The sequence below is a fragment of the Pragia fontium DSM 5563 = ATCC 49100 genome, from assembly GCF_900112475.1.
Classification (GTDB): Bacteria; Pseudomonadota; Gammaproteobacteria; order Enterobacterales; family Enterobacteriaceae; genus Pragia; species Pragia fontium.
This window is the reverse complement of sequence record NZ_FOLW01000003.1, coordinates 64,798-87,223: the sequence shown is the minus strand read 5'-3', so window position 1 is coordinate 87,223 and position 22,426 is coordinate 64,798. Positions and strand designations below refer to the sequence as shown.

Below are 22,426 nucleotides of genomic sequence, written 5' to 3'. Positions count from 1 at the left end.
TAAAACAATCAGTAAATAATTATCGCCGGCTCAGTTATTCTATTTTTATCGGTATTTTTCTGACCGGCCACAGAATAGAACAGCGGATTAAAGACCGCTTAACTTACGATCGCGTTCCCACTCAGCCGGGGTATAGGCCTTAATGGAAAGCGCATGAATACGGTTATCAGAAATATATTCCATTAGAGGCGCATAGACCGCCTGCTGTTGCTTAACCCGGCTCATGCCAGCAAACATCTCACCAATAGCGATTACCTGAAAATGGCTACCGTCTCCGGTGACGAGAACATCCTGCAGGTTTAATGCATTCATTAAAACTTGTTTAATTTCATTAATATCCATGGTCTTCACTATGTTGGTCAGAAATTCTCTACTTCTACGGAAAGGAGAAGCAGTCGGAGGCTAACGTTTTAGCACAGGGCCTGAATACCTCCCCTTATTATGCCAATACGATTATTAAATATAGAATAAAACATCGCGGAGATAGAGTTAATCCCTATCTCCGCGACTTATCTTACATCAGTCTGCGGACAATATTATCACACCACATCAGGTGTACTCACGAGATAAGGCTGAATTATTTGTTGCAGATTATATAATGCCGTTAACGTCTGTAGCTTCTCAGTCACCCCGGCCAGCTTAAACTGCTGAGGTCGCTGGGAAACTTCATCCAGAATATGCACTAACATGGCCAATCCGGCAGAATCCACCCGCACCAGTTGAGCCACGTTAATGGTATGAATATCAGAAGTTAAAATTTGCTGTCGTGCGTTCCAGAACGGCAATAACGTTTCGCGATCCAAATCACCGCTCAACGTTAATTCACCATTTTCAGCCTGCCAGTTCAGCGTGTTCTGCATTATTTGTCATCATCCAGCGTAATGTGTTGGTTCGCAGCGCTACGCAGCTGTTTGATTAAACCGTCTACACCGTCACGACGCAAAGTTTCAGCCCACTCATTTTGTTTAGTGGTAATCATGCTGATCCCTTCGGCAATCATGTCATAAGCCTGCCATTCACCCGTTTTACTGTTTTTACGCCATTGGAAATCCAAACGAATAGGTGGACGACCGTTGGTGTCGTTAATGGTAATACGGATGGAGATATTATCTTTACCATCCAGCGGTTGCTCCGGGGAGATTTGATAAGACTGACCATTATACATGGCTAATGCCTGACCATAGGCTTGCTCCAGATAAGCTTCAAAAGCAGGCATATAGGCATCACGCTGAGCAGGTGTCGAATCACGATAATAGCGGCCAAGAACCAGTGCTCCGGCATATTTAACCTGAACATAAGGAATAAGTTCCTGCTTTACGATAGTCCGCAAATAGTCAGGATTCTGCTTAATTTTCGGCTGTTCATTCTTCAGACGAGTAAATACCTTATCCGCAGCTTCTTTCATTTGCTGGTAAGGATTGGTTGCATCAGCTGCATTGACTGCGAAAGGCGCAATAACTAACAGTGCAGCCATCATTAAACGTTTAAACATATCGATTCCTCTTATCCTTATTAATGTGCTGCTGGAGCAGTATCTGCAGGTTTATCATCGCCACCACTCTTATATAAGAACTGGCCGATAAGATCCTCTAACACCATGGCAGATTTAGTATCTTTAATGGTATCGCCCTCTTTCAGGAGCTTGGTACCCATCTCTTCATCTTCAAAGCCAATATTCAGCGCCAAAAACTGCTCGCCCAACAAGCCTGAAGTACGGATAGATAAAGAACTGGTATCTGGAATGTGGTTGTAGCGTTGCTGCATATCAATAGCTACGGTTGGGAAATAGGTTTTATCATCAAGCGTGATATCTGCAACCCGACCCACTAATACGCCCCCCACCCTAACAGGCGAGCGCGCTTTTAAGCCGCCGATATTATCAAATGAGGCATATAACCGATAAGTCGGTTCATTACCTAACGATTTGACATCTGCAACTTTTAAACACAAAAATAGCAGTGAACACAGCCCAATTAGCATGAACACGCCGACCCAAATTTCCGTTTTTTTACTTTGCATCGATTTAATTCCCAAACATCATTGCGGTCAGTACAAAATCTACGCCTAATACGGCAAGAGAAGCATGTACAACAGTACGAGTAGTCGCCTGACTAATCCCTTCCGATGTCGGAATACAGTCATAGCCATTATAAAGCGCAATCCAGGTCACCGTGATTGCAAATACAATACTTTTAATTAAACAATTCAGCAGATCGGTATGCCAACTGACAGAGTCCTGCATGGCTGCCCAGAAGAAGCCATCGTCAATCCCTTTCCAGTCAACGCCAACCATCGCTCCGCCCATAATACCAACGGCAACGAAAATAGCGGTTAACAACGGCATACTGATAAAACCAGCCCAGAAGCGTGGTGTAATCACCCGACGCAGCGGATCGATAGCCATCATTTCCAGACTGGATAACTGTTCAGTGGCCTTCATCAAGCCAATTTCCGCCGTCAGGGCAGATCCTGCTCGACCGGCAAACAGTAAGGCGGTCACCACCGGCCCCAGCTCACGTAATAATGACAACGCCACCATCATGCCAAGGCTGGCCTCAGCACTGTAAGTTGTCAGAATAAGATAGCCCTGCAATCCTAAAACCATACCGATAAACAGTCCGGAAACCATAATAATCAGTAAAGATTGCACGCCAACTACATACAGTTGCTTCAGCAGCAGCGGCCACTGTTTACGAAACTCCGGTTTGCCAACCAAAGCCCCATATAACATCATGCCCGAACGGCCAAATGAGATGGAAAATTGAATACCACGGCGCCCAATAGACGCCAATGTCTGTAACAGCATTAGCTTAGTAACTCCGTTTTATAATCACCAGCAGGAAAACGGAAAGGAACCGGGCCATCCGCCACACCGTCCAGAAACTGTCTGGCTCGGGGATCGGGGTTGGCACGTAGTTCGTCAGGCGTTCCTTGAGCAATAACCCGATGTTCCGCCACTATGTAAGCGTAATCAGCAATGCTTAACACTTCCGGCACATCGTGTGAAACAACAATGCAGGTGATACCTAACGCGTGGTTTAGCTCATCAATCAGCTTAACCAAAACGCCCATGGTGATCGGATCCTGCCCAACGAAAGGCTCATCAAACATGATCAATTCCGGTTCCAACGCAATCGCGCGGGCTAATGCCGCACGACGAGCCATACCACCAGACAATTGCGCAGGCATAAGCTCCGCCGCGCCGCGCAGCCCTACCGCTTCCAACTTCATCAGAACGGTGCTACGCAATAGCGTTTCGGGTAACCGGGTATGCTCCCTCAGAGGGTAGGCTACGTTTTCGAACACGGTTAAATCCGTAAACAGAGCACCAGACTGAAACAGCATGCTCATTTTTTTACGAACTTCATAGAGGTTACGACGAGAAAGCTTCGGAATGTTATCCCCGTCGAACATGATATCGCCGCTATCCGGCGTCAATTGACCGCCGATTAGCCGCAATAATGTGGTTTTACCAATCCCTGAAGGCCCCATAATCGCAGTCACTTTGCCGCGAGGAACCGTCAGATTAATATCCTGAAAGATTGGCCGACCGTCACGGGAAAACGACATATCCCGAACTTCTACCAAATTCACTGCCGATTTGCTCATAATGTCCTTAAACTGTCAGGATGAATACTCATTCTATCCATAATAAGTATTAATATACTCTGGCTCAACACTTCACTTTATTCCCTGATATCTCAAGGTGGTGTTAACGCCGCGGTGTTGCTTTTCATCCAACGCGAATCAGAATTCGCCCGTAATCTTACCAAGATTATCTATCGTTGGCTGAAATATTCTTGCGATAATGCAGTAACCATCGCACCAAAACAACATCCATCTATTTTAGCAGCATGCTCTCACCATCCAACTAAACTGATGCAACAAAAGTATAAAATTACCGCTAAATATTACACAGGATTACACATGCTAATTGCTCTGATGTTCCTGTCTGTCGGCGTTATGTTGCTATTTTACGCAGCCGATTGTTAAGTTTTTGGTGCTATCGCCAACACCAATTCCTTCAACGCGCCCCGTTTTACTCTTGGTATGATAACAATCGGCCAGAGTAGTTCACTATCTGAGCAGGCATTTTCCATTACTCCCCGCATCAGCGGCAAAACGGAGATGATTATCGGCAATGAGTTGGGCTCAAACATCATTAACGTTTTGCTTATATTAGGATACATTGCGATAATTCAGTCGGTAAACTTACCTTGAAAACGCCCAAAGAGATAAGCCAGACCGTGGCTTTTTTATGGATAATCATCGGACTGCTCCCGTTACCCATACCGCCAGAATGAGGATGGATAACGCTACGGTGGTGGCGCGTTATTTAGGCTTGAGTGAATTGATAATAAGCCTCACAATTGTCGCTATGGGTACTAGCTTACCGGTGCTAGCAGCGCCAATCACCGATATGTATAAGCATGAAAATGACATCATGCTGGAAAATATTATCGCCGCGGCCAATTAATGCAACGATCGGGTATTGGATGACTGGCCGGTTTTATCTTTTATATTAGTGTACTGATGTATTCTGTGTACGCTTAGTATCCGCAGCGCTTATCAGATAGACGCTGTGGGATAGTTTATTGAATACAGTGAGACTGAGTAATGTCCAATTTTGATTTTCAGCAAGCAGGTAAACAGGTTCTTGATATCGAAAGAGCCGGTCTTGAACAACTCTATCAATATATTAATCAAGACTTCGAACGCGCTTGTAACATGATATTTGACTGCAAAGGCAAAGTTGTAGTGATGGGCATGGGTAAATCAGGGCATATTGGCTGCAAGATAGCCGCTTCATTCGCCAGTACCGGTACGCCCTCTTTCTTTGTGCATCCGGGTGAAGCCAGCCATGGCGATCTGGGGATGATTACCGCTGACGATATCGTCATTGCTATTTCGTATTCTGGAGAGTCCAGTGAAGTGATGGCGTTAATTCCAGTGATTAAACGCCTACAAATACCCCTCATCTGTATAACCGGTAATCCGAACAGTTCAATGGCTAAAGCGGCGAACGTTCACTTATGCATCAACGTTCCTCAGGAAGCATGTCCTTTGGGCCTTGCCCCAACTACCAGCACAACCGCCACTCTGGTGATGGGAGATGCTTTAGCCGTCGCCCTGTTGAAAGCCAAAGGGTTTACTGCTGATGATTTTGCCCTGTCCCATCCGGGGGGAGCGCTCGGCCGTAAACTGCTGTTACGCGTTAGTGATATTATGCATACGGGCGATGAAATTCCTCGAGTAACAAAAGAGGCGTCTTTGCGTGAAGCGCTGGTAGAAATTACCCGAAAAAATCTGGGTCTGACCATAATCTGCAATGATGACATGATTATTCAGGGTATATTTACCGATGGTGATTTACGCCGTGTGTTCGATCAGGGTGTCGATATCAGCCATGCTAAAATTGCCGACCTGATGACCAAAGGCGGCATTCGCGTTAGCCCCAATATGTTAGCGGTGGAAGCCCTAAACCTGATGCAATCACGCCACATTACCGCAGTTATGGTTGCCGAGGGTGACCGACTGGAAGGCGTTGTTCATATGCATGACATGCTGCGTGCTGGCGTAGTTTAAGGCAAAATAGCGGATTCCATTATTTTAGTGAAGCGTTTCAAAAGAGTATAAATATGATTAACACGTGCTATGGCGCTGTAAGCAAAGATGTTTTTCAGCGTGCCGCTAACATTCGACTGCTGATTTGTGACGTTGACGGTGTAATGTCTGACGGCCTGATTTATATGGGCAATCAGGGCGAAGAGTTAAAAGCGTTTAATGTGCGTGATGGCTACGGCATTCGCTGCCTGATCACCTCCGGTATTGATGTGGCTATTATTACCGGACGAAGCGCTAAATTAGTCGAAAACCGGGCGAAAACATTAGGAATAACCCACCTTTATCAGGGACAGTCTGATAAACTGATTGCATTCAGCAAAATACTCCGTGAATTAGCGCTGACACCGGAGCAGATCGCCTACATTGGGGACGATCTTATTGACTGGCCAGTGATGCAAAAAGTGGGTTTAGCCGTGGCGGTGGCCGATGCCCATCCATTGCTCATACCGAAAGCCCACTATGTGACTCATATTGCCGGTGGGCGTGGTGCGGTTCGTGAGTTATGCGACTTAATTTTACAGGCACAGGATAAACTCGACGGTGCGCAAGGGTTATCAATATGAGTAAAGCAAAGCTGAGCCTGACGATTATTTTGACGTTAATTGCCTTGGGATTGATTGGTTGGAATCTGACTGATTTTAAAGGAAAAAAAATAACTATTCCGCCAGATGATAAAGAGCCAACTTACCAGACCCAACAAATGGTCACTATAGTGTACAATCCAGAAGGTCAGCTCAGCTATAAACTGACCGCTGAGGATGTAAAATACTATGCGGCACCAGAAGATACCTGGTTCACCAAACCCGTAATGATTATGTACGATAAAGACCATGTCGCTACCTGGTCGGTGCGCTCAGATCGCGCTAAGCTGACAAAAGAAAGAATGCTCTATCTTTATGACAATGTGGAGGTCAACAGTCTGACAACCACATCGCAGCTGGAAAGAATAAAAACTAACAGTGCTGAAGTTAACCTGATTACGCAGGATATCAGCTCTGATGACAACGTGACTCTGTACGGAGCAAATTTTACCTCCGAAGGAATGAAAATGCGTGGTAACCTGCGCAATAAAACAGCGAAGCTGATTGAAAAGGTAAAAACCTATTATGAAGTTCAACCAAGAGCCGGTCATGCCACTAATCCATAACCGTAAAGGCATCGTTAATACTGTGATAGCCGGCGTTCTTCTGGTTTCCAGCGCCTCTGCTTTTGCATTAAAAGATGATACCAATCAACCCATTAATATTACTTCAGCCCAGCAATCGCTGGATATGAACGGGAATATCGTCACTTTCACCGGTGAGGTTGTTGTTAAACAGGGCTCCATTGATATCCGTGCGGATAAAGTGGTCGTCACTCGCTCTGAAGGCGATAAAGGTAAAGAAGTGGTGGAAGCCTTTGGTAATCCAGTCACCTTTTACCAAATGCAAGACAGCGGTAAGCCAGTCAAAGGGCATGGCGCTAAACTTCGTTACGAGCTCGCCAATGACTTTGTTGACTTAACCGGTAATGCCTATCTGGAACAATTGGATAGCAACGTTAAGGGCGACAGAATTACTTACAAAGTGAAGGATCAAAAGATGGAAGCGTTTAGTAATAAAGGAAAACGCGTCACTACCGTATTGGTACCATCTCAGCTCCAGAAGAAAGACTAATTATTTTTAACAGCAATCAGATAACAAGAGTAAACAACAGCGCATGGCAACATTAACAGCAGAGAATTTGGCCAAAGCCTACAAAGGTCGCCGGGTTGTAGAAGATGTCAGCCTGACCGTAAACTCCGGAGAAATCGTTGGTTTACTCGGTCCTAACGGTGCAGGTAAAACCACTACCTTTTATATGGTGGTTGGTATCGTTCAGCGTGATGCTGGTTCAATTTTCATCGATGGTGAAGATATTAGCCTGCTCCCTCTGCATGCTCGTGCCCGTCGGGGTATCGGTTATTTACCACAGGAAGCCTCGATCTTCCGTCGCCTGAGTGTGTATGACAATCTGATGGCCGTGCTGCAAATTCGCAACGACCTCTCCAGCGAACAGCGAGAAGATCGCGCTAACGAGCTGCTGGAAGAGTTCCACATTGAGCACTTACGTAAAAGCCTGGGGCAATCCCTCTCTGGTGGTGAACGCCGTCGAGTAGAGATCGCCCGTGCGCTGGCCGCCAACCCCAAATTTATCCTGCTGGATGAACCTTTTGCCGGGGTTGACCCCATCTCGGTCATTGATATTAAAAAAATCATTGAACATCTACGGGATAGCGGACTTGGCGTATTAATTACCGACCATAACGTGCGCGAAACGTTAGACGTATGTGAACGCGCTTATATTGTGAGTCAGGGTCACCTCATCGCTCACGGAACGCCATCCTCCATTCTGGAAGATGAGCATGTTAAACGGGTTTACTTAGGTAATGAGTTCCGGCTTTAGTCATCGAGATATCCACTCACGGTCGGAATAAAGGACAAGAAGTGTAATATGTCACTATGAAGCAAGGTTTACAGCTCAAGCTAAGTCAGCAGTTAACAATGACTCCCCAGTTACAGCAGGCGATCCGTTTGCTGCAACTGTCGACGCTTGAACTCCAGCAGGAAATTCAAATTGCGCTGGAAAGTAACCCCTTGCTGGAACAGGACGATAACCATGATGAAATCGACTCGCCTCAAGATGTAGACCGCGAGCAACTCGATACCAGCGAAGCCTTACAGCAGTCCGATATTCCTGAGGATTTACCCCTTGATGCCTCGTGGGATGAAGTCTATACCGCAGGAACGCCTTCCGGTACCCATAACGACTATGGTGGTGATGAACTGCCGGTATTTCAGGGCGAAACCGTACTGACATTGCAGGATCATCTCACGTGGCAAATGGATCTCACTCCGTTCTCTGACGTGGATAAAGCCATCGCCACCGCCATTATTGATGCGGTAGACCCTACGGGTTATCTGACTGTTCCGCTGGAAGATATCTTAGAGAGCCTGGGGCTTGATGATATCGAGATGGATGAAATTGAAGCGGTTCTCAAACGTATTCAGCGTTTCGATCCCATTGGCATCGCCGCTCGCGATCTACGCGAGTGCCTGTTAGTTCAGCTTTCTCAGCTTGATGCGAAAACTCCCTATTTATCTGAAGCGCGGCAAATTGTCGATCAACATCTGACACTGTTGGCCAGCCATGACTTTCGCACGCTGATGAAGCTCGGCCGTTTAAATGAAGAGTCGCTGAAAGAAGCTATGCAGTTAATTCAGCAGCTCGATCCACGACCGGGCCAATCGATCCACGCCAGCGAATCAGAATACGTTATTCCAGATGTTCTGGTACGTAAAATTCAGTGTAAGTGGAGCGTTGAGCTCAATACTGAAAGCATGCCCCGATTAAAGATTAATCAGCATTACGCCTCAATGGCGAACGGTGATAATGCCAGCGATAATCAATATATTCGCACTAATCTACAAGATGCCAAATGGCTGATAAAAAGTCTGGAAAGTCGTAACGACACGCTACTTAGAGTGACAGAATGTATCGTGGAGCGACAGGAAGAATTCTTTGAATATGGCGCTGAACATATGAAGCCAATGGTATTGGCCGATATTGCTCAAGCCGTTGATATGCATGAATCAACCATCTCGCGCGTGACAACTCAGAAGTACTTACATAGCCCAAGAGGCATATTTGAGTTAAAATACTTCTTTTCTAGTCACGTAAATACGGACAGCGGCGGAGAAGCTTCTTCTACCGCGATTCGTGCGTTGGTTAAAAAACTGATTTCAACTGAAAATCCCGGTAAACCGCTTAGCGATAGTAAAATCGCAGATATGTTGACCGAGCAAGGGATTATTGTTGCCAGACGGACGGTAGCAAAGTACAGGGAGTCATTATCTATTCCCCCGTCAAATCAACGTAAACAATTGATCTGACTCTATGGTTCCTACAATAATGAACACGCTATCTACCATGCAATTACGCTCTATTCTGAAACTGGACAGTACACGCAGCGCCGTTCACTGCACCAGCAAAAAACGTGCTTTGGAAATCGTGAGTGAATTGGCCGCCAGCCAGCTCAATATTCCTACTAGCGTAGTCTTTGAGGCGATCCTCAGTCGCGAGCGTATGGGCAGTACCGGTATTGGTGCTGGTATTGCTATTCCACATGGAAAACTGGAAGAAGACACCACTCGTGCTATCGGCGTGTTTATCACATTAGACGCACCGATTAGTTTTGATGCAGTGGATAATCAACCCGTTGATATTTTATTTGCTCTTTTAGTCCCCGCTGAAGGGTGCCAATCTTATCTGGAAACTCTATCAGCCATTGCCCAGCGATTGGCCGATAAAACGCTGTGCCGCCAGCTACGTATGGCAAAAACGGATGAAGAAGTTTATCAGCTCTTTACGAAAGAAACCTCAGACAATGATAATTCAATGCCTGAAAATCAATCTGTTTAAAAAACAGAGTTCATGATAACGTTTATTGCGTAAAGTGCGTATGAACAGAACAACACATAATGTGTTGTATCAAGATACTAACGGTAATAATTAATAATCGTACCGCGATGACGAAAGAGGAATAGCAACATGGTGCTGATGATTGTCAGCGGCCGTTCAGGCTCAGGTAAGTCCGTTGCGCTTCGTGCGCTGGAAGATATGGGTTTTTACTGTGTCGACAATTTACCGGTTGTTTTGTTACCACAATTGGCGGAAACGCTGGCTGAACGTGGTACTTCTGCAGCAGTAAGTATCGACGTACGCAATTTGCCTGAAACACCGGAAATTCTGGAAGAAGTTCTCAATAATTTACCGGGTGATTTCTCTCCGCAGCTACTGTTTCTCGATGCCGATCGCAATACGTTAATCAGACGTTACAGCGATACCCGTCGTCTGCACCCGTTATCCAATAAGAATCTTTCTCTGGAAAGTGCCATCGATGAAGAAGATAGCCTGCTTGAGCCACTCCGTTCCAGAGCGGATCTGATCATTGATACCGCAGAGATGTCGGTACATGAACTGGCTGAAATGCTACGTACTCGTCTGTTAGGCAAACGTGAACGTGAACTGACGATGGTATTTGAGTCTTTTGGCTTTAAACACGGTATCCCCATCGATGCCGACTACGTTTTCGACGTGCGTTTTCTTCCTAACCCACACTGGGATCCTAAACTGCGCCCAATGACGGGTTTGGACAAACCGGTGGCTTCATTCCTCGATCGCCATACGGAAGTACACAACTTTATTTATCAGACTCGCAGTTACCTTGAACAATGGTTACCGATGCTGGAAACTAACAACCGCAGTTACTTAACCGTGGCTATTGGTTGTACCGGTGGTAAACACCGTTCTGTTTACGTGGCAGAACAGTTGGCGGATTATTTCCGCTCCCGTGGCAAAAATGTGCAGTCACGCCATCGCACCTTAGAAAAACGTAAGAACGACGGGAAGAATAGTCACTGATGACAAATTGGCCTTCTGCTAAGTTTGCTGATATGATTCTCGTAACGCGTTATCAATATGATAACAGCCAAAAAATAAGATGTTATATAAAAACCGGAAGCAACAAAGCGTGATCTTGATCTCTTTAATTTAGCCAGTTTTTATTAATATCAGGAAATAAATGCTCTTAGCCCCCGCATATAATCTGCGGGGGTTTTATTTTGTTTGGTATTTTTAGATACGCCGCAGACAACGATATGGCTTTTACCAACGAGACCTGCGGAATGTGAACCCCAAAAATTAGATAGGGCTTTTCTAATCAAAGAAATTATCGGAGTGATGTATGCTTAAACCCGCCATAATCATTAATGAACTGGATGCAGAGCGTATCGATATGCTGCTTGAACACCCTGAATTCGCTTCATCTCCGGTGGCTCAGGCACTTAATTCAGAAATCGATCGGGCTGAAATTGTCTCGCCTGAAGAAATTCCCGCCGACGTCGTCACCATGAACAGTCGCGTGCGGTTTCTCGATCTCAGCAATCAGGAAGAACGGACCCGTACTCTGGTCTTCCCTCAGTCCCTAAATGACAGCAATGAACAGCTTTCTGTTCTGGCGCCTATTGGCGCAGCCTTGTTAGGATTGCGTGTAGGGATGGAAATTAGCTGGCACCTGCCAAACGGCACAGTGGCCCAAATTAAGGTTCTGGAACTGATATATCAGCCAGAAGCCGCTGGCGAGTTTCGTTAAGCTACCGCCAGGGCTAAAACGGAAACCGACTTCACTCAGGAAGTCGGTTTCAGATCGTTAACGTCTGTTGTGAAAACTACTCACCGGCAATTTTCATCTGCTCCAGCAGTACTGAACCACACTGAATATTACTGCGCGTTTCGATATCATCACCCACCGTCACAATACTACGCAGCATATCTTTTAAGTTACCGGCAATAGTAATTTCGCTAACCGGATACTGGATCTCGCCATTTTCTACCCAAAAACCAGCGGCGCCGCGAGAGTAATCGCCAGTTACAGTACTAACGCCCTGTCCCATCAGTTCGGTAACCAACAGACCGCGTCCCATCTGCTTCAGCATGGCGTTGAAATCATTACCCTGCCCTTTAATCCGCCAGTTATGTATCCCGCCGGCATGACCGGTGTTCGTCATGTTAAGCTTACGAGCGGAATAGCTGGTTAACAGGAAGGTTTCCAGTACACCCGCTTTCACGATATCCCGCTCTTGGGTACGAATACCTTCGCTGTCAAACGGCGTAGAAGCCATCCCTTTTAATAAATGAGGATGTTCACTAATAGTCAGCCAGTCTGGCAGAATCTGTTTTCCGAGATGGTCTAACAGAAATGATGACTTGCGATAAATACTGCCGCCGCTAATAGCAGAAACTAAGTGACCAAATAGCCCAGTTGCCACTTCTGCTGCAAACATAACCGGCGCTTGCATGGTTTGTAGCTTACGTGGATTAAGGCGCGATAAAGTACGACGAGCACACTCTTGTCCTACCCACTCAGCACTTTTTAAATCCGCCACATCACGAGCGATGGTATACGCATAATCTCGCTCCATATCACCGTTATGCTCGGCAATCACACAACATGACATCGAGTGACGGCTTGAACAGTAGCTTTGCAGCATACCGTAGCTATTACCGTAGACTTTGATGCCATAGTGGCTGTTATAGCTACCACCTTCACTATTGGTAATACGTGAGTCTGCCTGCATGGCCACGCGTTCAGCGATAGCCGCCTGCTGAATAAACTTATCCGCATCTAATTCTGTAGGGTAGAACAGATCCAAATCCGGCGCATCAAACGCCATTAACTCGCGTTCGCCCAAGCCGGCAAAAGGATCGGGAGAAGTATAACGAGCAATATCCAGCGCAGCCTGAACCGTACGGGCAATCGCATCCGGGCTTAAGTCGGTTGATGATGCATTACCTTTGCGCTGCTGGTGATAAACCGTAATCCCTAAAGCGCCGTCGCTGTTAAACTCTACATTCTCCACTTCACCAAAACGGGTAGAAACACCAATACCGGTAGATTTGGTAATGGCCACTTCGGCAGCATCAGAAGCCGCTTTAGCAAGATCCAGCGCCTGAGCGACTGCCTGCTCTAACATTTTACGTTGTTCCGCAACTTGAGTGACTATATTCATGGTCTAAGGCTCTGCTATCATCAGAAAAATTACGCCAAGTTTAACAGGATCTGCGTACGATTTCGCAGAAAGCCAACAACCTGTTAATATTAATTCCAGATTTCGTCCCTGATGTTAGCTTATTCGGGCTCTGTTTATCCTCGCGATTGGGGAAAAGCAGACAGAGATTAGAAAATTACCCACTTTAAGCACCCAGATTTAGGTTAAGTAATACTATGAATAAATTCGATAATGACAGCGAATGGCTTGATGACGATCTTCCAAAAGAAGAGCCAGAAGATGATGAAATCATCTGGGTCAGCAAAAGTGAAATTAAGCGGGATGCTGAGGTACTTAAAGATCTCGGTACCGAATTAGTTAAGCTGGGGAAAAATGCCCTGGAACGTATTCCTCTGGATGAAGATTTACGTGCAGCAATTGAATTAGCCCAGCGCATTAAGAAAGAAGGCTATCGCCGTCAGATTCAACTGATTGGTAAAATGCTGCGTTCCCGCGACGTTGAGCCGATTCAGACCGCATTAGATAAACTGAAAAACCGCCATAATCAGCAGGTTTCTTTGTTTCATAAGCTGGAAAGCCTGCGTGATAAGCTCATCGATCACGGTGATGAAGCTATTTCTGACGTTCTGGATCTCTACCCGCACGGTGACCGCCAACAGCTACGTTCTATGGTGCGCGCAGCCCAAAAAGAACGCGCCGGGAATAAACCCCCTAAGTCATCCCGTCAGATATTTCAGTATCTGAAAGAGTTGGCAGAAACAAATCAAGAATAATCTCTTGGCGATAACCAATAAATAGTCTGTGTTGCCATCCCGATGAATCGGGATGGTTTCTCTATCATCATCATTTGAGCTAAATATCAGGCATGGCCTTTCTTAAGGTATTTAATAATATTTAACCTTAATCAATGGGAAAATATTCAGCGAACAATAAACCACATAAATATTGTGGATTTATCATCTGGTTCTATAACCTATACCGAATAACATCACCTGAATATGTGTTAACGGCATCAAAACATCAGACCATCAATCAATCAGAATTAGATTTCACTGCTATCGAATGTTAATAGCCCATCCAGTTCCCTCTGTGCCTCTCTGAATAGCTTATATAAAGAAGCAAAGTCCAGAGATTGAGGGTCAAAATGCGTAAATTCAATCTGAACCGGTAAACGAATCCCAACGGTTAAGGCATCCCACAATGCATCAAGGTTATTACCAAACCAGTCGGGAAGTAAAAATATATCCGCAAACTGTAGATAAAAATCCGGCATTGAATGAATATTTGAGAAATCAAAAGTGACGCTTCTCATCTGTTTCTCACCTCCGTGAAACGTTTATAATGATCGTGAGTGACATATATCAAACCATCATTTGAATACAGTAATCTTTCCGCTCCGCGATGCCCACAGCGATAATTAATATCCGCTTCAAACCAGACTCGCCCGGAAGCATTTGGCAAAGCGCCTTCTCGATTAGAGAAGCGATCGCCACCAATCGCCTTGCCCGGCATCACTGAACAAAGATTACCATTTCGCGCATCCCAGCCTTGCGAACGAGCCTGTTTTTTTGTCACGTAATAGTCCGGCAGTCGCTTATTCTGGCGAAGATAGTTCGCCACAACGTCCTGCCGGGTTAAACCATCAATACTCAACGCAGACGAATGTGGTGCTGAATTCCGTCGGTTATTTATTTCAGGTTTCGATTGAGGGATCTGCGAAGATTCCGCTACCGGGCCAGAATCTTTAGTCGGATATAATTTTTTAAACCCGATGCCAACCACAATTAGTAAAGCGCAAAAAATCAATATCCCTAATGTATTTCTCTTCATATCACTCAATCACGAATTATTATAGTTAGCCCACTGATGGAATATTTTAATAACGCAGCGGATAATCAAATATTCAATAACCCTTCGGGTCGAGCTAAAAAAAACCATCAGCATATATAAAGCATAGACCAATAAAAATATTCTATATTCATTAATCCGTCAGCTTATTTTCGTTTTCTTTACGTTGGCTAAATAATTTTAATTCCGCGACAATCACAAAAGTAATCACCACCAGCAAACCCCATGAGCTAATTTTACCTAAATGCACAATATCCCAATTGCTAACTTGATTGGGATATTGCCAGCCGCCAAACAGCGTCGCGATGTTTTCTGCAATCCACACAAAAAAACCAATCAATAAAAAAGCCAGCGGTAGAGGCATCCAGAATTCACGAACCATTGGCTTAAAATGGACTTTGGTACGACAAAATATGGCAATCAAAATAAAGGTTAACGGCCAACGATAGTCACCAATAAAGTGATGGGTAAAGAAATTCAGATAAATCGCCGCAGCCAGTGCAATAGCAACACTATGATGGGGATATCCGGTTAAGCGTAATGAAAGATGACGCCAGGACTGCAGCATATAACTGGCCACCGCGGCATGCATAAAACCGCTGTATAACGGCGCACCAAATACCTTGGTATAAGCAAACTCGGGATAACTCCATGAACCAATGCCCGGCGCTGTTTTAAAAATTTCTAACGCTAGCCCTAACAGGTGAAACAGCGAAATCGCCATCAACTCTTTTTTAGTCTCTAATCCGTAATAGACCAGCGCAAACTGTACCGCCAACGCCACCAGCAGCACAAAATCATAACGAGGTAGACCACCTAGCGGTATCAGCTTTGACAACGCCAGCGTAAGAAAAAAAGAAACGGCAAAAATACAGCTGAGAGCCTCCTTAATACCAAAGCTCCAAAACTCCAGCAACGGTAAAGGCAGGCTACGCATCCAACGCGGCATATACCATGGATAAGCATAACCTGTGAGATAATGAGGAGAGTAAATATCAATGGCCGACATAGCAAAATCTCTGCTGATTTAAACAATGTCGGCAATATAGCAATGCTATGTGTGAAGTAAGTGAAGCTAATGTGAAGTCAAACGGCTAACCCACTTTTAGATTAACGATAAGACAGACATATTTCACTACAACAGAAAAATGAAAATGCAGAGCCTTGACCCCGCATCCAAATCTATTACGCAGTTCCACCCACGGTTAAATTATCCAGCTTCAACGTCGGCTGACCCACGCCTACCGGCACGCTTTGTCCTTCTTTACCGCATACGCCAACGCCTTTATCCAGCGCCAGATCGTTACCTACCATAGAGATCTGCTGCATGGCTTCAATACCAGAACCGATTAAAGTCGCGCCTTTTACCGGCTTAGTAATGCGGCCATTCTCAATCAAATAGGCTTCAGAGGTAGAGAAAACAAACTTACCGGAAGTAATATCAACCTGACCACCGCCAAAGTTAGGGGCATACAGACCATATTCAACGCTGGAAATAATCTCTTCACGGCTGGACTGACCCGCCAACATATAGGTGTTGGTCATACGCGGCATCGGTAAACTGGCATAAGATTCACGACGACCATTACCCGTCGGCGCCAATCCCATCAGTCGGGCATTCAGTTTATCCTGCATATAGCCTTTTAATATACCGTTTTCAATCAGCACATTGTATTGACCAGGCGTTCCCTCATCATCAACGGACAAAGAACCCCGACGCCCCATCATGGTACCGTCATCCACCACGGTACACAGTTCAGAAGCAACCAGTTCACCCATACGTCCGCTAAATACCGAAGCACCTTTACGATTGAAATCCCCTTCAAGGCCGTGACCAACCGCTTCATGTAACAACACGCCCGGCCAACCTGCACCTAATACTACCGGCATGGCACCAGCCGGAGCGGCAATAGCAGAAAGATTCACTAAGGCAACTCTGACCGCTTCCAGAGCAAAATCTTCTGCGCGGGTTCCCGTTTGGGTGGGCTCCAGAAAATAATCATAGCCAACCCGACCACCGCCACCGCTGGAACCGCGCTCACGCTTGCCATCTTCTTCCACCAACACGCTCACGGACAGGCGAACCAGCGGACGCACATCCGCAGCCAACGTGCCATCCGTTGCCGCAATCAGCACCGTTTCATAAACGCCGCTAATGCTGGCACTCACTTCTTGCACCCGCTTATCGGCGGCTCTGGCGACTTTATCTACCCGATGCAATAGTTCAATTTTGGCTTCACGAGTCAAGCTTTGTAGCGGATCCATGGCCGGATAAAACGCCGCATAATTTACCGCACCTAATACATGACTTTTACCATTACCCTGCTCATTCACAATACTGCGAGCTGCGTGGGCACTCTGGGTCAAAGCATTCAGGGTAATCTGATCGGCATAGGCAAAACCGGTCTTTTCACCGTTAACCGCCCGTACACCAACACCCTGATCGATGTTATAAGAGCCTTCTTTAATAATGCCGTCTTCAATCACCCAAGACTCATGGTAGCTGGATTGAAAAAACAGATCGGCATAATCCAGACGCCGTTCAGAGAGTTGTCCCAGTACATTAAACAAGTCCTGATGGCTTAATTTATTGGCAGCAAGCAGCTGCTCACTGACGAGCGTCAGATTCATAATGGTTATTCGCCTTTCTTCAATGGATTTTTCAGCACTGGCTGAAATCTGTTGTGTTTGACTACCGGCATCTGCTCACGCAGTTTTTGCATGCCGGAAGTATCCACATGAACTTTAATACCTTCTACCGCATCGGCATTAAGACCGACGATATTTCCCCATGGGTCGATAGCCATAGTGTGACCCCAGGTACGGCGAGTAGCGCCGTGACGGCCAACTTGGGCCGGAGCTAAAATCCAGCATTGGTTCTCAATCGCCCGAGCCCGCAGCAAAATCTCCCAATGCGCTTCACCGGTTACCCGAGTAAACGCAGCAGGTATAGCAATCAATTCGGCCCCTTTCTCTCTTAAGGCCTGAAACAAACCGGGAAAGCGTAAGTCATAGCAAATCGTCATTCCCAAACGCCCAACCGGCGTATCCACCACCGTCAAATGCTGGCCGTAATCATACGTGTCCGACTCGCAATAGTGGCCGTGACCATCGGCAACATCAACATCGAACATATGCATTTTATCGTAACGCGCCTTTAACTCACCTTGATCATCAAACAACAGGCTGCTGGCGGTCAATCGATTCGGGTCTTCACGGCTGATTAATGGCATTGAGCCAATCAGGATCCATACGCCATAACGTATCGCCATTTCTCTTATGGCATCCTGTAGAGGACCGCTTCCTTCTGTTTCTGAATGTTTATAATAAGTTTGGGTATCAGCAAACAGTAAGGCATTTTCTGGAGTCATCACCAGCTTTACATGTGGTTTCAACTGCTTAATCTGTTGTTCAATTTGGGCCAGATTAGCCCGGATATTGTCACCACTGCATAGTTGCAACAAAGCAACGTTGGCTCGTCTCATTGACTATCATCTCCCTTAGGTTGACGTAATACTTCATTTACGGCAGGATTTTCAAGGCTTCCATCAATTCTATAACGGATCAACGAAATCTTATTCCATAGCGGCGCCAAGACTTGGCTGGCAGCAAAAACCGCCGCGCCGGCAATCGGGTTAACGACAAACGCCGTTGCCACACCAACCGTCGCCGAAATTTCAGGTGCGACCACCGCATTGAGGTTAAGCTTCTGGTTAACGAGATCCACCGAACCATCTATCGCAATATCGGCGGATAGACCATCGACCAATAAATCATTGGTCGTGGCGATCCCTTTAGAGAACTTCACGCTGCCAGTGATAGTATCAAAGTAAAAGCCTTTACCAAACGTATCACTAAAATCAAACTGCAATTTACGCAGTAACGCATTAAAGCTTAGCAGCCGCAAAATCTGGCCGGTATGTCCCCCCACATTATCTACCTGCCCTTTACCCAATTGAGCCGTCATCTGACCATTCAACGTATTTATTTGAGGTGACCAAGGTTCACCTTGCCAGGTCAGGTCAAAATCCAGATTAAACGGTGCCCCTTTCAGTGGAGTAAACACGCCGAAATAGTCCATACTCTGGTCAATATCTTGTCCTGATAACTTACCATCTATCCTCGTAGCCGAACCGGCAGAAGAGCGCAGCCAATCACCGGTAAAGTTGAGTTTGGCCATACCGGTATCAATCAACCCCTTGGTTAAGCTCATATTATCGCCACGAAACACCAAATCGGCCTGAACAACGCCCAAGCGTTGCCCCATTGCCCAACACTCTTTACAGCGCACCACCATGGCCGGTAGCTGAGAGAAATTTATCCCGGATGAAGCTCTGGATGCTCTACTGCCTTTAGCCAACTGATTTTTACCGCTTGGCGCGTTATTAGCACCACCCAACAGGCGACTTGGCTGCGGGTTGAAATAGAGATAGTCAATATCCGCACGCCACGGCTGATTACTGCGCACCGCTACGTTCGCGTTGATCTCTTTTCCTTTCAGCGCCACATTCATATTGCCCGGGCGGTTATCAACGTTCACGTTCAAGTCTCGCCAGTATTGTCCGGCTAAATCCACCTGAGGCGAATGAAATACCCAACGTTGTGGCATCACCAATTTACTGGCTACGCTACGGCTGGTCCCTGAACTCAAGAGCGGCGCTAAAATGGTCATTAAGTTATTGCCATCCAGCGCCGGGAGTTGAATATCCAGACGTTCGTCAGACGGCAATGACGGAATTTTGCTGCTGTTGGTCTGCCAGGCCAGGCGCGACAGCTTGGTTTGATCTTTAGTAAACGCCCACTGACTATTGATCGCTTGATTACCGGCAATCAAACCATCCATGTTAAAGCCGTTCAGGTCGCCGCTGGCTTTAAGATTAAGCGGCATTGCCACTCCGGCTGACTTATTCAGCGGAGCAGGTAAGCGACTGCTTACTCCTTTTAGATCGCCATCCAGCGTCACATCATAAGTGGCACTACCTTTGGTTGGCAGTGTAATCAGTACACGACTTTTCCAGTTGGCATTACCTGAAAACTCAGAAGTCATGTTTTGCGGTATCCACGGCATTTTTGCCACTGCCCAGTTGCCATCAACGTCGACATTAACCCGATAATCTTTGGCATTCTGACGAGTCGAGAAATTCAGTTTAACCGGTTGATTAAACCACTCGGCACTTAATGGACCGCTGACCAAATCGCCATTATCAAAGCTAAATGTACCGCTCACGTTTTCCATCACTGAAGCGATGGGTTTGATATTTAGCTGATTATTTTTCAGCGTAATATCCCCTTTGGCGATGGCATCTTGACCATTTAAAGGAATATCCAGATGTAAGCGCCCGCTAACATTACCCGTTACTTCCACTTCATCTAACGCGGAACCCACTGAAGATTTCAACGGTGAATTGTTCATATAATCCCGCACATCCAAACCTTCACCGCTCACATCGGCAGCAATCGTCAACTGTTGTTTAGCAAAATTGGCAATCACCGCCTCAATATTGTTACCATCAACCTTACCCAGCTTGGCCGTCGGGGCATCCATCCATAAACCGTCATTAATAAAATCCAGATTGATGGTCATATCCGTCAACGGTTGCCAGGTCGGCTGAAATTTAAAGGTGGTTTCTTTTAACGGTGCATAGACTTCAAATAAACCGTCTTTTTCCGGGTAAGGGAATTTGCGCGGATTACCGGCAAAAATCAGTGTGGCGTCGTCCGCTGATTTTCCAGCAATAATCGCAGATGAAAGGTAATCAACCAGATTTTTGCCCATCAACGGCTCAGGGAAATAGCGCCACGCATCGCCAGCATCCGACACGCGAATCCCCGCCAGAATACTCAGCCACGGCTGCTCCCCTTCTGGCTGGGTGAAATCAAAATTACCGTTAGCCCACAGCGATTTAGCCTGTACATCGATACCGTCGCTCCACAGGCGAAACTCATTTTGGTTATTCAGCCAATTAACCGTGGCATTAGCCTGACTCACTTCCAGCGGAGCCTTAAACATATCGCTATAAGGCAAGGTACTTTGTTGCAACGAGACACTCACCGTCCCACTACTCAGACTCCCCTGAATAGCACCGTCGGTGTGGTTACTGCCGGGAATGTGTTTCCACGGCTGCCAACTGGCATTTTTCCACTGGCCTTGAAAACGAATCTGTTCCGGCTGCTTCAAGGGAATATCCAAAGCCAGAAGCGGTAGATTCCCCTTGGGCTGCAAATTAAACCAAACGTCTAAACTCTCCGGCGTCAGGAAACTGAAAATAGGTAGCAAGGGATTGATATAATCGAGGTCTAAGCCATTAGCACGAATGCGTAACAGCGCTTCCAGCTTCTCGCCAGAAGCCGTCATTCCTTCCGGCTGCCAGAATAGACTAACTTTACCCTGTGGCCATTGCTCACCGTCAGTCTTTAAATTCAGTGCAGGCACATCCAATCGCCAACCGTTGGTTTGTCGACTCATGTGTATGCCAAGCTTATCGACGTCCAATTGATGCTGATAATCACCATTATGCCAGTTAGCGCTACCCTCAGTGAGTAACACATCGCCGCCATCAATCTCACCACGCTTAATATATAGCCACGAAGCTAAACTAAATTTGGCGTTTTCAAAACCGGAGTTGTCTTTAAACCAAAGGCTTAACCAAGGCAGCATATTGACGTTATCGGCCTGTAGATAAACAGTGCCATTATCCAATAGCCCCTCTTCATCCCTTAAATCTAGCCGTACCTGTAACAGCCCATGTGGGCCATCTTGGGTAGTAACGTTGACCTGTCCTTCTGCCCGATGACGATTTCTACCGTTCATCCACGTTAAACGGGGAATATCCAGTGAAATTCTCTCACCCGATAAGCCCAGAAAGGAAATTTTGCTGTCGCGCAGAATAAAATGGTCAAACTGCTTTAAAAAAATATTCTCCAGCGTACTGATTTGAGAAGAGCCCTCGCTCTTTTCTGCATTGCCAACCATATAGTTGAGATCGCCATTGACCCGATAAAAGGTTAAATCGCGAAACTGCCAGCGTAAGTGAATCAGGGTATCCCAAACATCAAGGGCAAGGGTAACGCGGGAAATATCGACTTTTCCCATGGAGGTATTTAAGGTGATATCACGTAATTCGAGCGTGGGGCCAAATATTTCCCATTTTCCTTCCATATAACCAACGTCCGTTGGAATACCGGAAAAACGGGAAACGCGGTCCAGAATGGGTTGGCGATACTCATTAAGATGGGGTAAAGCAAGCCTTAAACCACCAACGGCCAGTGTAAGCAGTACCAATAGCGCGATCGCTATTTTTAACAGCATGCGGCTGGTTCGCCTCATCCTTCCTCCTATGCCTACCGCTGGCCAGCGGCAAAAT

25 protein-coding genes are annotated in these 22,426 nt (G+C 46.2%); 12 read left to right on the top strand and 13 right to left on the bottom strand.

The window, feature by feature from the left end:
• Positions 1–87: 87 nt before the first annotated feature.
• The 6 genes from ibaG to mlaF all read right to left on the bottom strand — a co-directional run bounded on the left by ibaG (position 88) and on the right by mlaF (position 3,609).
• Complete coding sequence (ibaG, locus tag BMZ28_RS06180) at positions 88–342, bottom strand: BolA family iron metabolism protein IbaG (RefSeq protein WP_047781993.1); 255 nt, start codon at positions 340–342, stop codon at positions 88–90.
• A gap of 197 nt (positions 343–539) precedes the next feature.
• On the bottom strand, positions 540–860 hold the full coding sequence (gene mlaB, locus BMZ28_RS06175) for a lipid asymmetry maintenance protein MlaB (protein WP_047781994.1): 321 nt from the start codon (positions 858–860) through the stop codon (positions 540–542).
• Entirely contained in the window at positions 860–1,492 is a 633-nt protein-coding gene (mlaC, locus tag BMZ28_RS06170) for a phospholipid-binding protein MlaC (protein WP_074821611.1), read from the bottom strand. Before mlaC ends, mlaB begins: the two co-directional genes overlap by 1 nt.
• A 20-nt stretch (positions 1,493–1,512) precedes the next feature.
• Positions 1,513–2,019, bottom strand: coding sequence for an outer membrane lipid asymmetry maintenance protein MlaD (gene mlaD / locus BMZ28_RS06165; RefSeq protein WP_074821608.1), 507 nt, complete (start codon positions 2,017–2,019; stop codon positions 1,513–1,515).
• 4 nt (positions 2,020–2,023) lie between these two features.
• On the bottom strand, positions 2,024–2,806 hold the full coding sequence (mlaE, locus tag BMZ28_RS06160; protein WP_047781997.1) for a lipid asymmetry maintenance ABC transporter permease subunit MlaE: 783 nt from the start codon (positions 2,804–2,806) through the stop codon (positions 2,024–2,026).
• On the bottom strand, positions 2,806–3,609 hold the full coding sequence (gene mlaF / locus BMZ28_RS06155; protein WP_047781998.1) for a phospholipid ABC transporter ATP-binding protein MlaF: 804 nt from the start codon (positions 3,607–3,609) through the stop codon (positions 2,806–2,808). The genes mlaE and mlaF overlap by 1 nt, the downstream gene beginning before the upstream one ends.
• A 396-nt stretch (positions 3,610–4,005) precedes the next feature.
• Here mlaF and BMZ28_RS17680 point away from each other — a divergent pair, with 396 nt between their 5' ends.
• From BMZ28_RS17680 to rnk, 11 genes are all read left to right on the top strand, one after another.
• Complete coding sequence (locus BMZ28_RS17680) at positions 4,006–4,221, top strand: calcium:cation antiporter family protein (RefSeq protein WP_367889029.1); 216 nt, start codon at positions 4,006–4,008, stop codon at positions 4,219–4,221.
• A 37-nt stretch (positions 4,222–4,258) separates the two neighbouring features.
• On the top strand, positions 4,259–4,477 hold the full coding sequence (locus BMZ28_RS06140) for a calcium:cation antiporter family protein (RefSeq protein WP_074821606.1): 219 nt from the start codon (positions 4,259–4,261) through the stop codon (positions 4,475–4,477).
• 140 nt (positions 4,478–4,617) lie between these two features.
• Positions 4,618–5,586 (top strand): arabinose-5-phosphate isomerase KdsD, encoded by a 969-nt coding sequence (gene kdsD, locus BMZ28_RS06135; protein ID WP_047782001.1) that lies wholly within the window; start codon positions 4,618–4,620, stop codon positions 5,584–5,586.
• Between the two features lie 53 nt (positions 5,587–5,639).
• Entirely contained in the window at positions 5,640–6,188 is a 549-nt protein-coding gene (gene kdsC, locus BMZ28_RS06130) for a 3-deoxy-manno-octulosonate-8-phosphatase KdsC (RefSeq protein WP_047782002.1), read from the top strand.
• Positions 6,185–6,772 carry an LPS export ABC transporter periplasmic protein LptC gene (gene lptC / locus BMZ28_RS06125; RefSeq protein WP_047782003.1) on the top strand — a complete coding sequence of 196 codons (588 nt, stop codon included), beginning with the start codon at positions 6,185–6,187 and terminating at the stop codon, positions 6,770–6,772. Before kdsC ends, lptC begins: the two co-directional genes overlap by 4 nt.
• Complete coding sequence (lptA, locus tag BMZ28_RS06120) at positions 6,756–7,280, top strand: lipopolysaccharide ABC transporter substrate-binding protein LptA (protein WP_047782004.1); 525 nt, start codon at positions 6,756–6,758, stop codon at positions 7,278–7,280. Before lptC ends, lptA begins: the two co-directional genes overlap by 17 nt.
• Positions 7,281–7,323: 43 nt before the next feature.
• Positions 7,324–8,049, top strand: coding sequence for an LPS export ABC transporter ATP-binding protein (gene lptB / locus BMZ28_RS06115; protein WP_047782005.1), 726 nt, complete (start codon positions 7,324–7,326; stop codon positions 8,047–8,049).
• Between the two features lie 56 nt (positions 8,050–8,105).
• The gene (gene rpoN, locus BMZ28_RS06110) at positions 8,106–9,536 is read left to right on the top strand and encodes an RNA polymerase factor sigma-54 (RefSeq protein ID WP_074821603.1); all 1,431 of its coding nucleotides are present in this window, start codon (positions 8,106–8,108) and stop codon (positions 9,534–9,536) included.
• A 19-nt stretch (positions 9,537–9,555) separates the two neighbouring features.
• A complete protein-coding gene (gene ptsN / locus BMZ28_RS06105) occupies positions 9,556–10,065 on the top strand; it encodes a PTS IIA-like nitrogen regulatory protein PtsN (protein ID WP_074821601.1) in 510 nt (169 codons plus the stop codon).
• A 129-nt stretch (positions 10,066–10,194) separates the two neighbouring features.
• Positions 10,195–11,067, top strand: a complete 873-nt coding sequence (gene rapZ, locus BMZ28_RS06100) for an RNase adapter RapZ (RefSeq protein ID WP_047782007.1) — start codon at positions 10,195–10,197, stop codon at positions 11,065–11,067.
• Positions 11,068–11,389: 322 nt separating this feature from the next.
• Positions 11,390–11,797: a nucleoside diphosphate kinase regulator gene (rnk, locus tag BMZ28_RS06095; protein WP_047782008.1), complete on the top strand. Its 408-nt coding sequence runs from the start codon at positions 11,390–11,392 to the stop codon at positions 11,795–11,797.
• A gap of 76 nt (positions 11,798–11,873) precedes the next feature.
• On the opposite strand, the gene pmbA is transcribed toward rnk, so the two are convergent.
• Complete coding sequence (gene pmbA, locus BMZ28_RS06090) at positions 11,874–13,214, bottom strand: metalloprotease PmbA (RefSeq protein WP_074821600.1); 1,341 nt, start codon at positions 13,212–13,214, stop codon at positions 11,874–11,876.
• Between the two features lie 215 nt (positions 13,215–13,429).
• Between pmbA and yjgA the strand changes: the two genes are divergently transcribed.
• A complete protein-coding gene (gene yjgA, locus BMZ28_RS06085; RefSeq protein WP_047782010.1) occupies positions 13,430–13,987 on the top strand; it encodes a ribosome biogenesis factor YjgA in 558 nt (185 codons plus the stop codon).
• A gap of 269 nt (positions 13,988–14,256) precedes the next feature.
• Here the strand turns inward: yjgA and BMZ28_RS06080 are convergent, their stop codons facing one another.
• From BMZ28_RS06080 to yhdP, 6 genes are all read right to left on the bottom strand, one after another.
• Entirely contained in the window at positions 14,257–14,526 is a 270-nt protein-coding gene (locus tag BMZ28_RS06080) for a barstar family protein (protein ID WP_047782011.1), read from the bottom strand.
• On the bottom strand, positions 14,523–15,044 hold the full coding sequence (locus tag BMZ28_RS06075; protein ID WP_074821598.1) for a ribonuclease domain-containing protein: 522 nt from the start codon (positions 15,042–15,044) through the stop codon (positions 14,523–14,525). The genes BMZ28_RS06080 and BMZ28_RS06075 overlap by 4 nt, the downstream gene beginning before the upstream one ends.
• A 151-nt stretch (positions 15,045–15,195) precedes the next feature.
• Positions 15,196–16,071, bottom strand: a complete 876-nt coding sequence (locus tag BMZ28_RS06070) for a DUF817 domain-containing protein (protein WP_197723510.1) — start codon at positions 16,069–16,071, stop codon at positions 15,196–15,198.
• A gap of 176 nt (positions 16,072–16,247) precedes the next feature.
• Positions 16,248–17,693: a metalloprotease TldD gene (gene tldD, locus BMZ28_RS06065; protein WP_047782013.1), complete on the bottom strand. Its 1,446-nt coding sequence runs from the start codon at positions 17,691–17,693 to the stop codon at positions 16,248–16,250.
• A 5-nt stretch (positions 17,694–17,698) separates the two neighbouring features.
• Complete coding sequence (gene nit1, locus BMZ28_RS06060; protein ID WP_047782014.1) at positions 17,699–18,547, bottom strand: deaminated glutathione amidase; 849 nt, start codon at positions 18,545–18,547, stop codon at positions 17,699–17,701.
• On the bottom strand, positions 18,544–22,389 hold the full coding sequence (yhdP, locus tag BMZ28_RS06055) for an AsmA2 domain-containing protein YhdP (protein ID WP_074821595.1): 3,846 nt from the start codon (positions 22,387–22,389) through the stop codon (positions 18,544–18,546). The genes nit1 and yhdP overlap by 4 nt, the downstream gene beginning before the upstream one ends.
• Between the last annotated feature and the right edge of the window lie 37 nt (positions 22,390–22,426).

Coding starts and splice junctions, on each gene's coding strand:
- rnk (WP_047782008.1), top strand. CDS start 11,390: ATGCTTAAACCCGCCATAATCATTAATGAACTGGATGCAGAGCGTATC.
- kdsD (WP_047782001.1), top strand. CDS start 4,618: ATGTCCAATTTTGATTTTCAGCAAGCAGGTAAACAGGTTCTTGATATC.
- mlaF (WP_047781998.1), bottom strand. CDS start 3,609: ATGAGCAAATCGGCAGTGAATTTGGTAGAAGTTCGGGATATGTCGTTT.
- mlaE (WP_047781997.1), bottom strand. CDS start 2,806: ATGCTGTTACAGACATTGGCGTCTATTGGGCGCCGTGGTATTCAATTT.
- yjgA (WP_047782010.1), top strand. CDS start 13,430: ATGAATAAATTCGATAATGACAGCGAATGGCTTGATGACGATCTTCCA.
- ibaG (WP_047781993.1), bottom strand. CDS start 342: ATGGATATTAATGAAATTAAACAAGTTTTAATGAATGCATTAAACCTG.
- mlaB (WP_047781994.1), bottom strand. CDS start 860: ATGCAGAACACGCTGAACTGGCAGGCTGAAAATGGTGAATTAACGTTG.
- pmbA (WP_074821600.1), bottom strand. CDS start 13,214: ATGAATATAGTCACTCAAGTTGCGGAACAACGTAAAATGTTAGAGCAG.
- kdsC (WP_047782002.1), top strand. CDS start 5,640: ATGATTAACACGTGCTATGGCGCTGTAAGCAAAGATGTTTTTCAGCGT.
- mlaC (WP_074821611.1), bottom strand. CDS start 1,492: ATGTTTAAACGTTTAATGATGGCTGCACTGTTAGTTATTGCGCCTTTC.
- ptsN (WP_074821601.1), top strand. CDS start 9,556: ATGAACACGCTATCTACCATGCAATTACGCTCTATTCTGAAACTGGAC.
- rapZ (WP_047782007.1), top strand. CDS start 10,195: ATGGTGCTGATGATTGTCAGCGGCCGTTCAGGCTCAGGTAAGTCCGTT.
- lptB (WP_047782005.1), top strand. CDS start 7,324: ATGGCAACATTAACAGCAGAGAATTTGGCCAAAGCCTACAAAGGTCGC.
- BMZ28_RS06070 (WP_197723510.1), bottom strand. CDS start 16,071: ATGTCGGCCATTGATATTTACTCTCCTCATTATCTCACAGGTTATGCT.
- lptA (WP_047782004.1), top strand. CDS start 6,756: ATGCCACTAATCCATAACCGTAAAGGCATCGTTAATACTGTGATAGCC.
- rpoN (WP_074821603.1), top strand. CDS start 8,106: ATGAAGCAAGGTTTACAGCTCAAGCTAAGTCAGCAGTTAACAATGACT.
- tldD (WP_047782013.1), bottom strand. CDS start 17,693: ATGAATCTGACGCTCGTCAGTGAGCAGCTGCTTGCTGCCAATAAATTA.
- mlaD (WP_074821608.1), bottom strand. CDS start 2,019: ATGCAAAGTAAAAAAACGGAAATTTGGGTCGGCGTGTTCATGCTAATT.
- BMZ28_RS06080 (WP_047782011.1), bottom strand. CDS start 14,526: ATGAGAAGCGTCACTTTTGATTTCTCAAATATTCATTCAATGCCGGAT.
- BMZ28_RS06075 (WP_074821598.1), bottom strand. CDS start 15,044: ATGAAGAGAAATACATTAGGGATATTGATTTTTTGCGCTTTACTAATT.
- yhdP (WP_074821595.1), bottom strand. CDS start 22,389: ATGAGGCGAACCAGCCGCATGCTGTTAAAAATAGCGATCGCGCTATTG.
- BMZ28_RS06140 (WP_074821606.1), top strand. CDS start 4,259: ATGGATAATCATCGGACTGCTCCCGTTACCCATACCGCCAGAATGAGG.
- lptC (WP_047782003.1), top strand. CDS start 6,185: ATGAGTAAAGCAAAGCTGAGCCTGACGATTATTTTGACGTTAATTGCC.
- nit1 (WP_047782014.1), bottom strand. CDS start 18,547: ATGAGACGAGCCAACGTTGCTTTGTTGCAACTATGCAGTGGTGACAAT.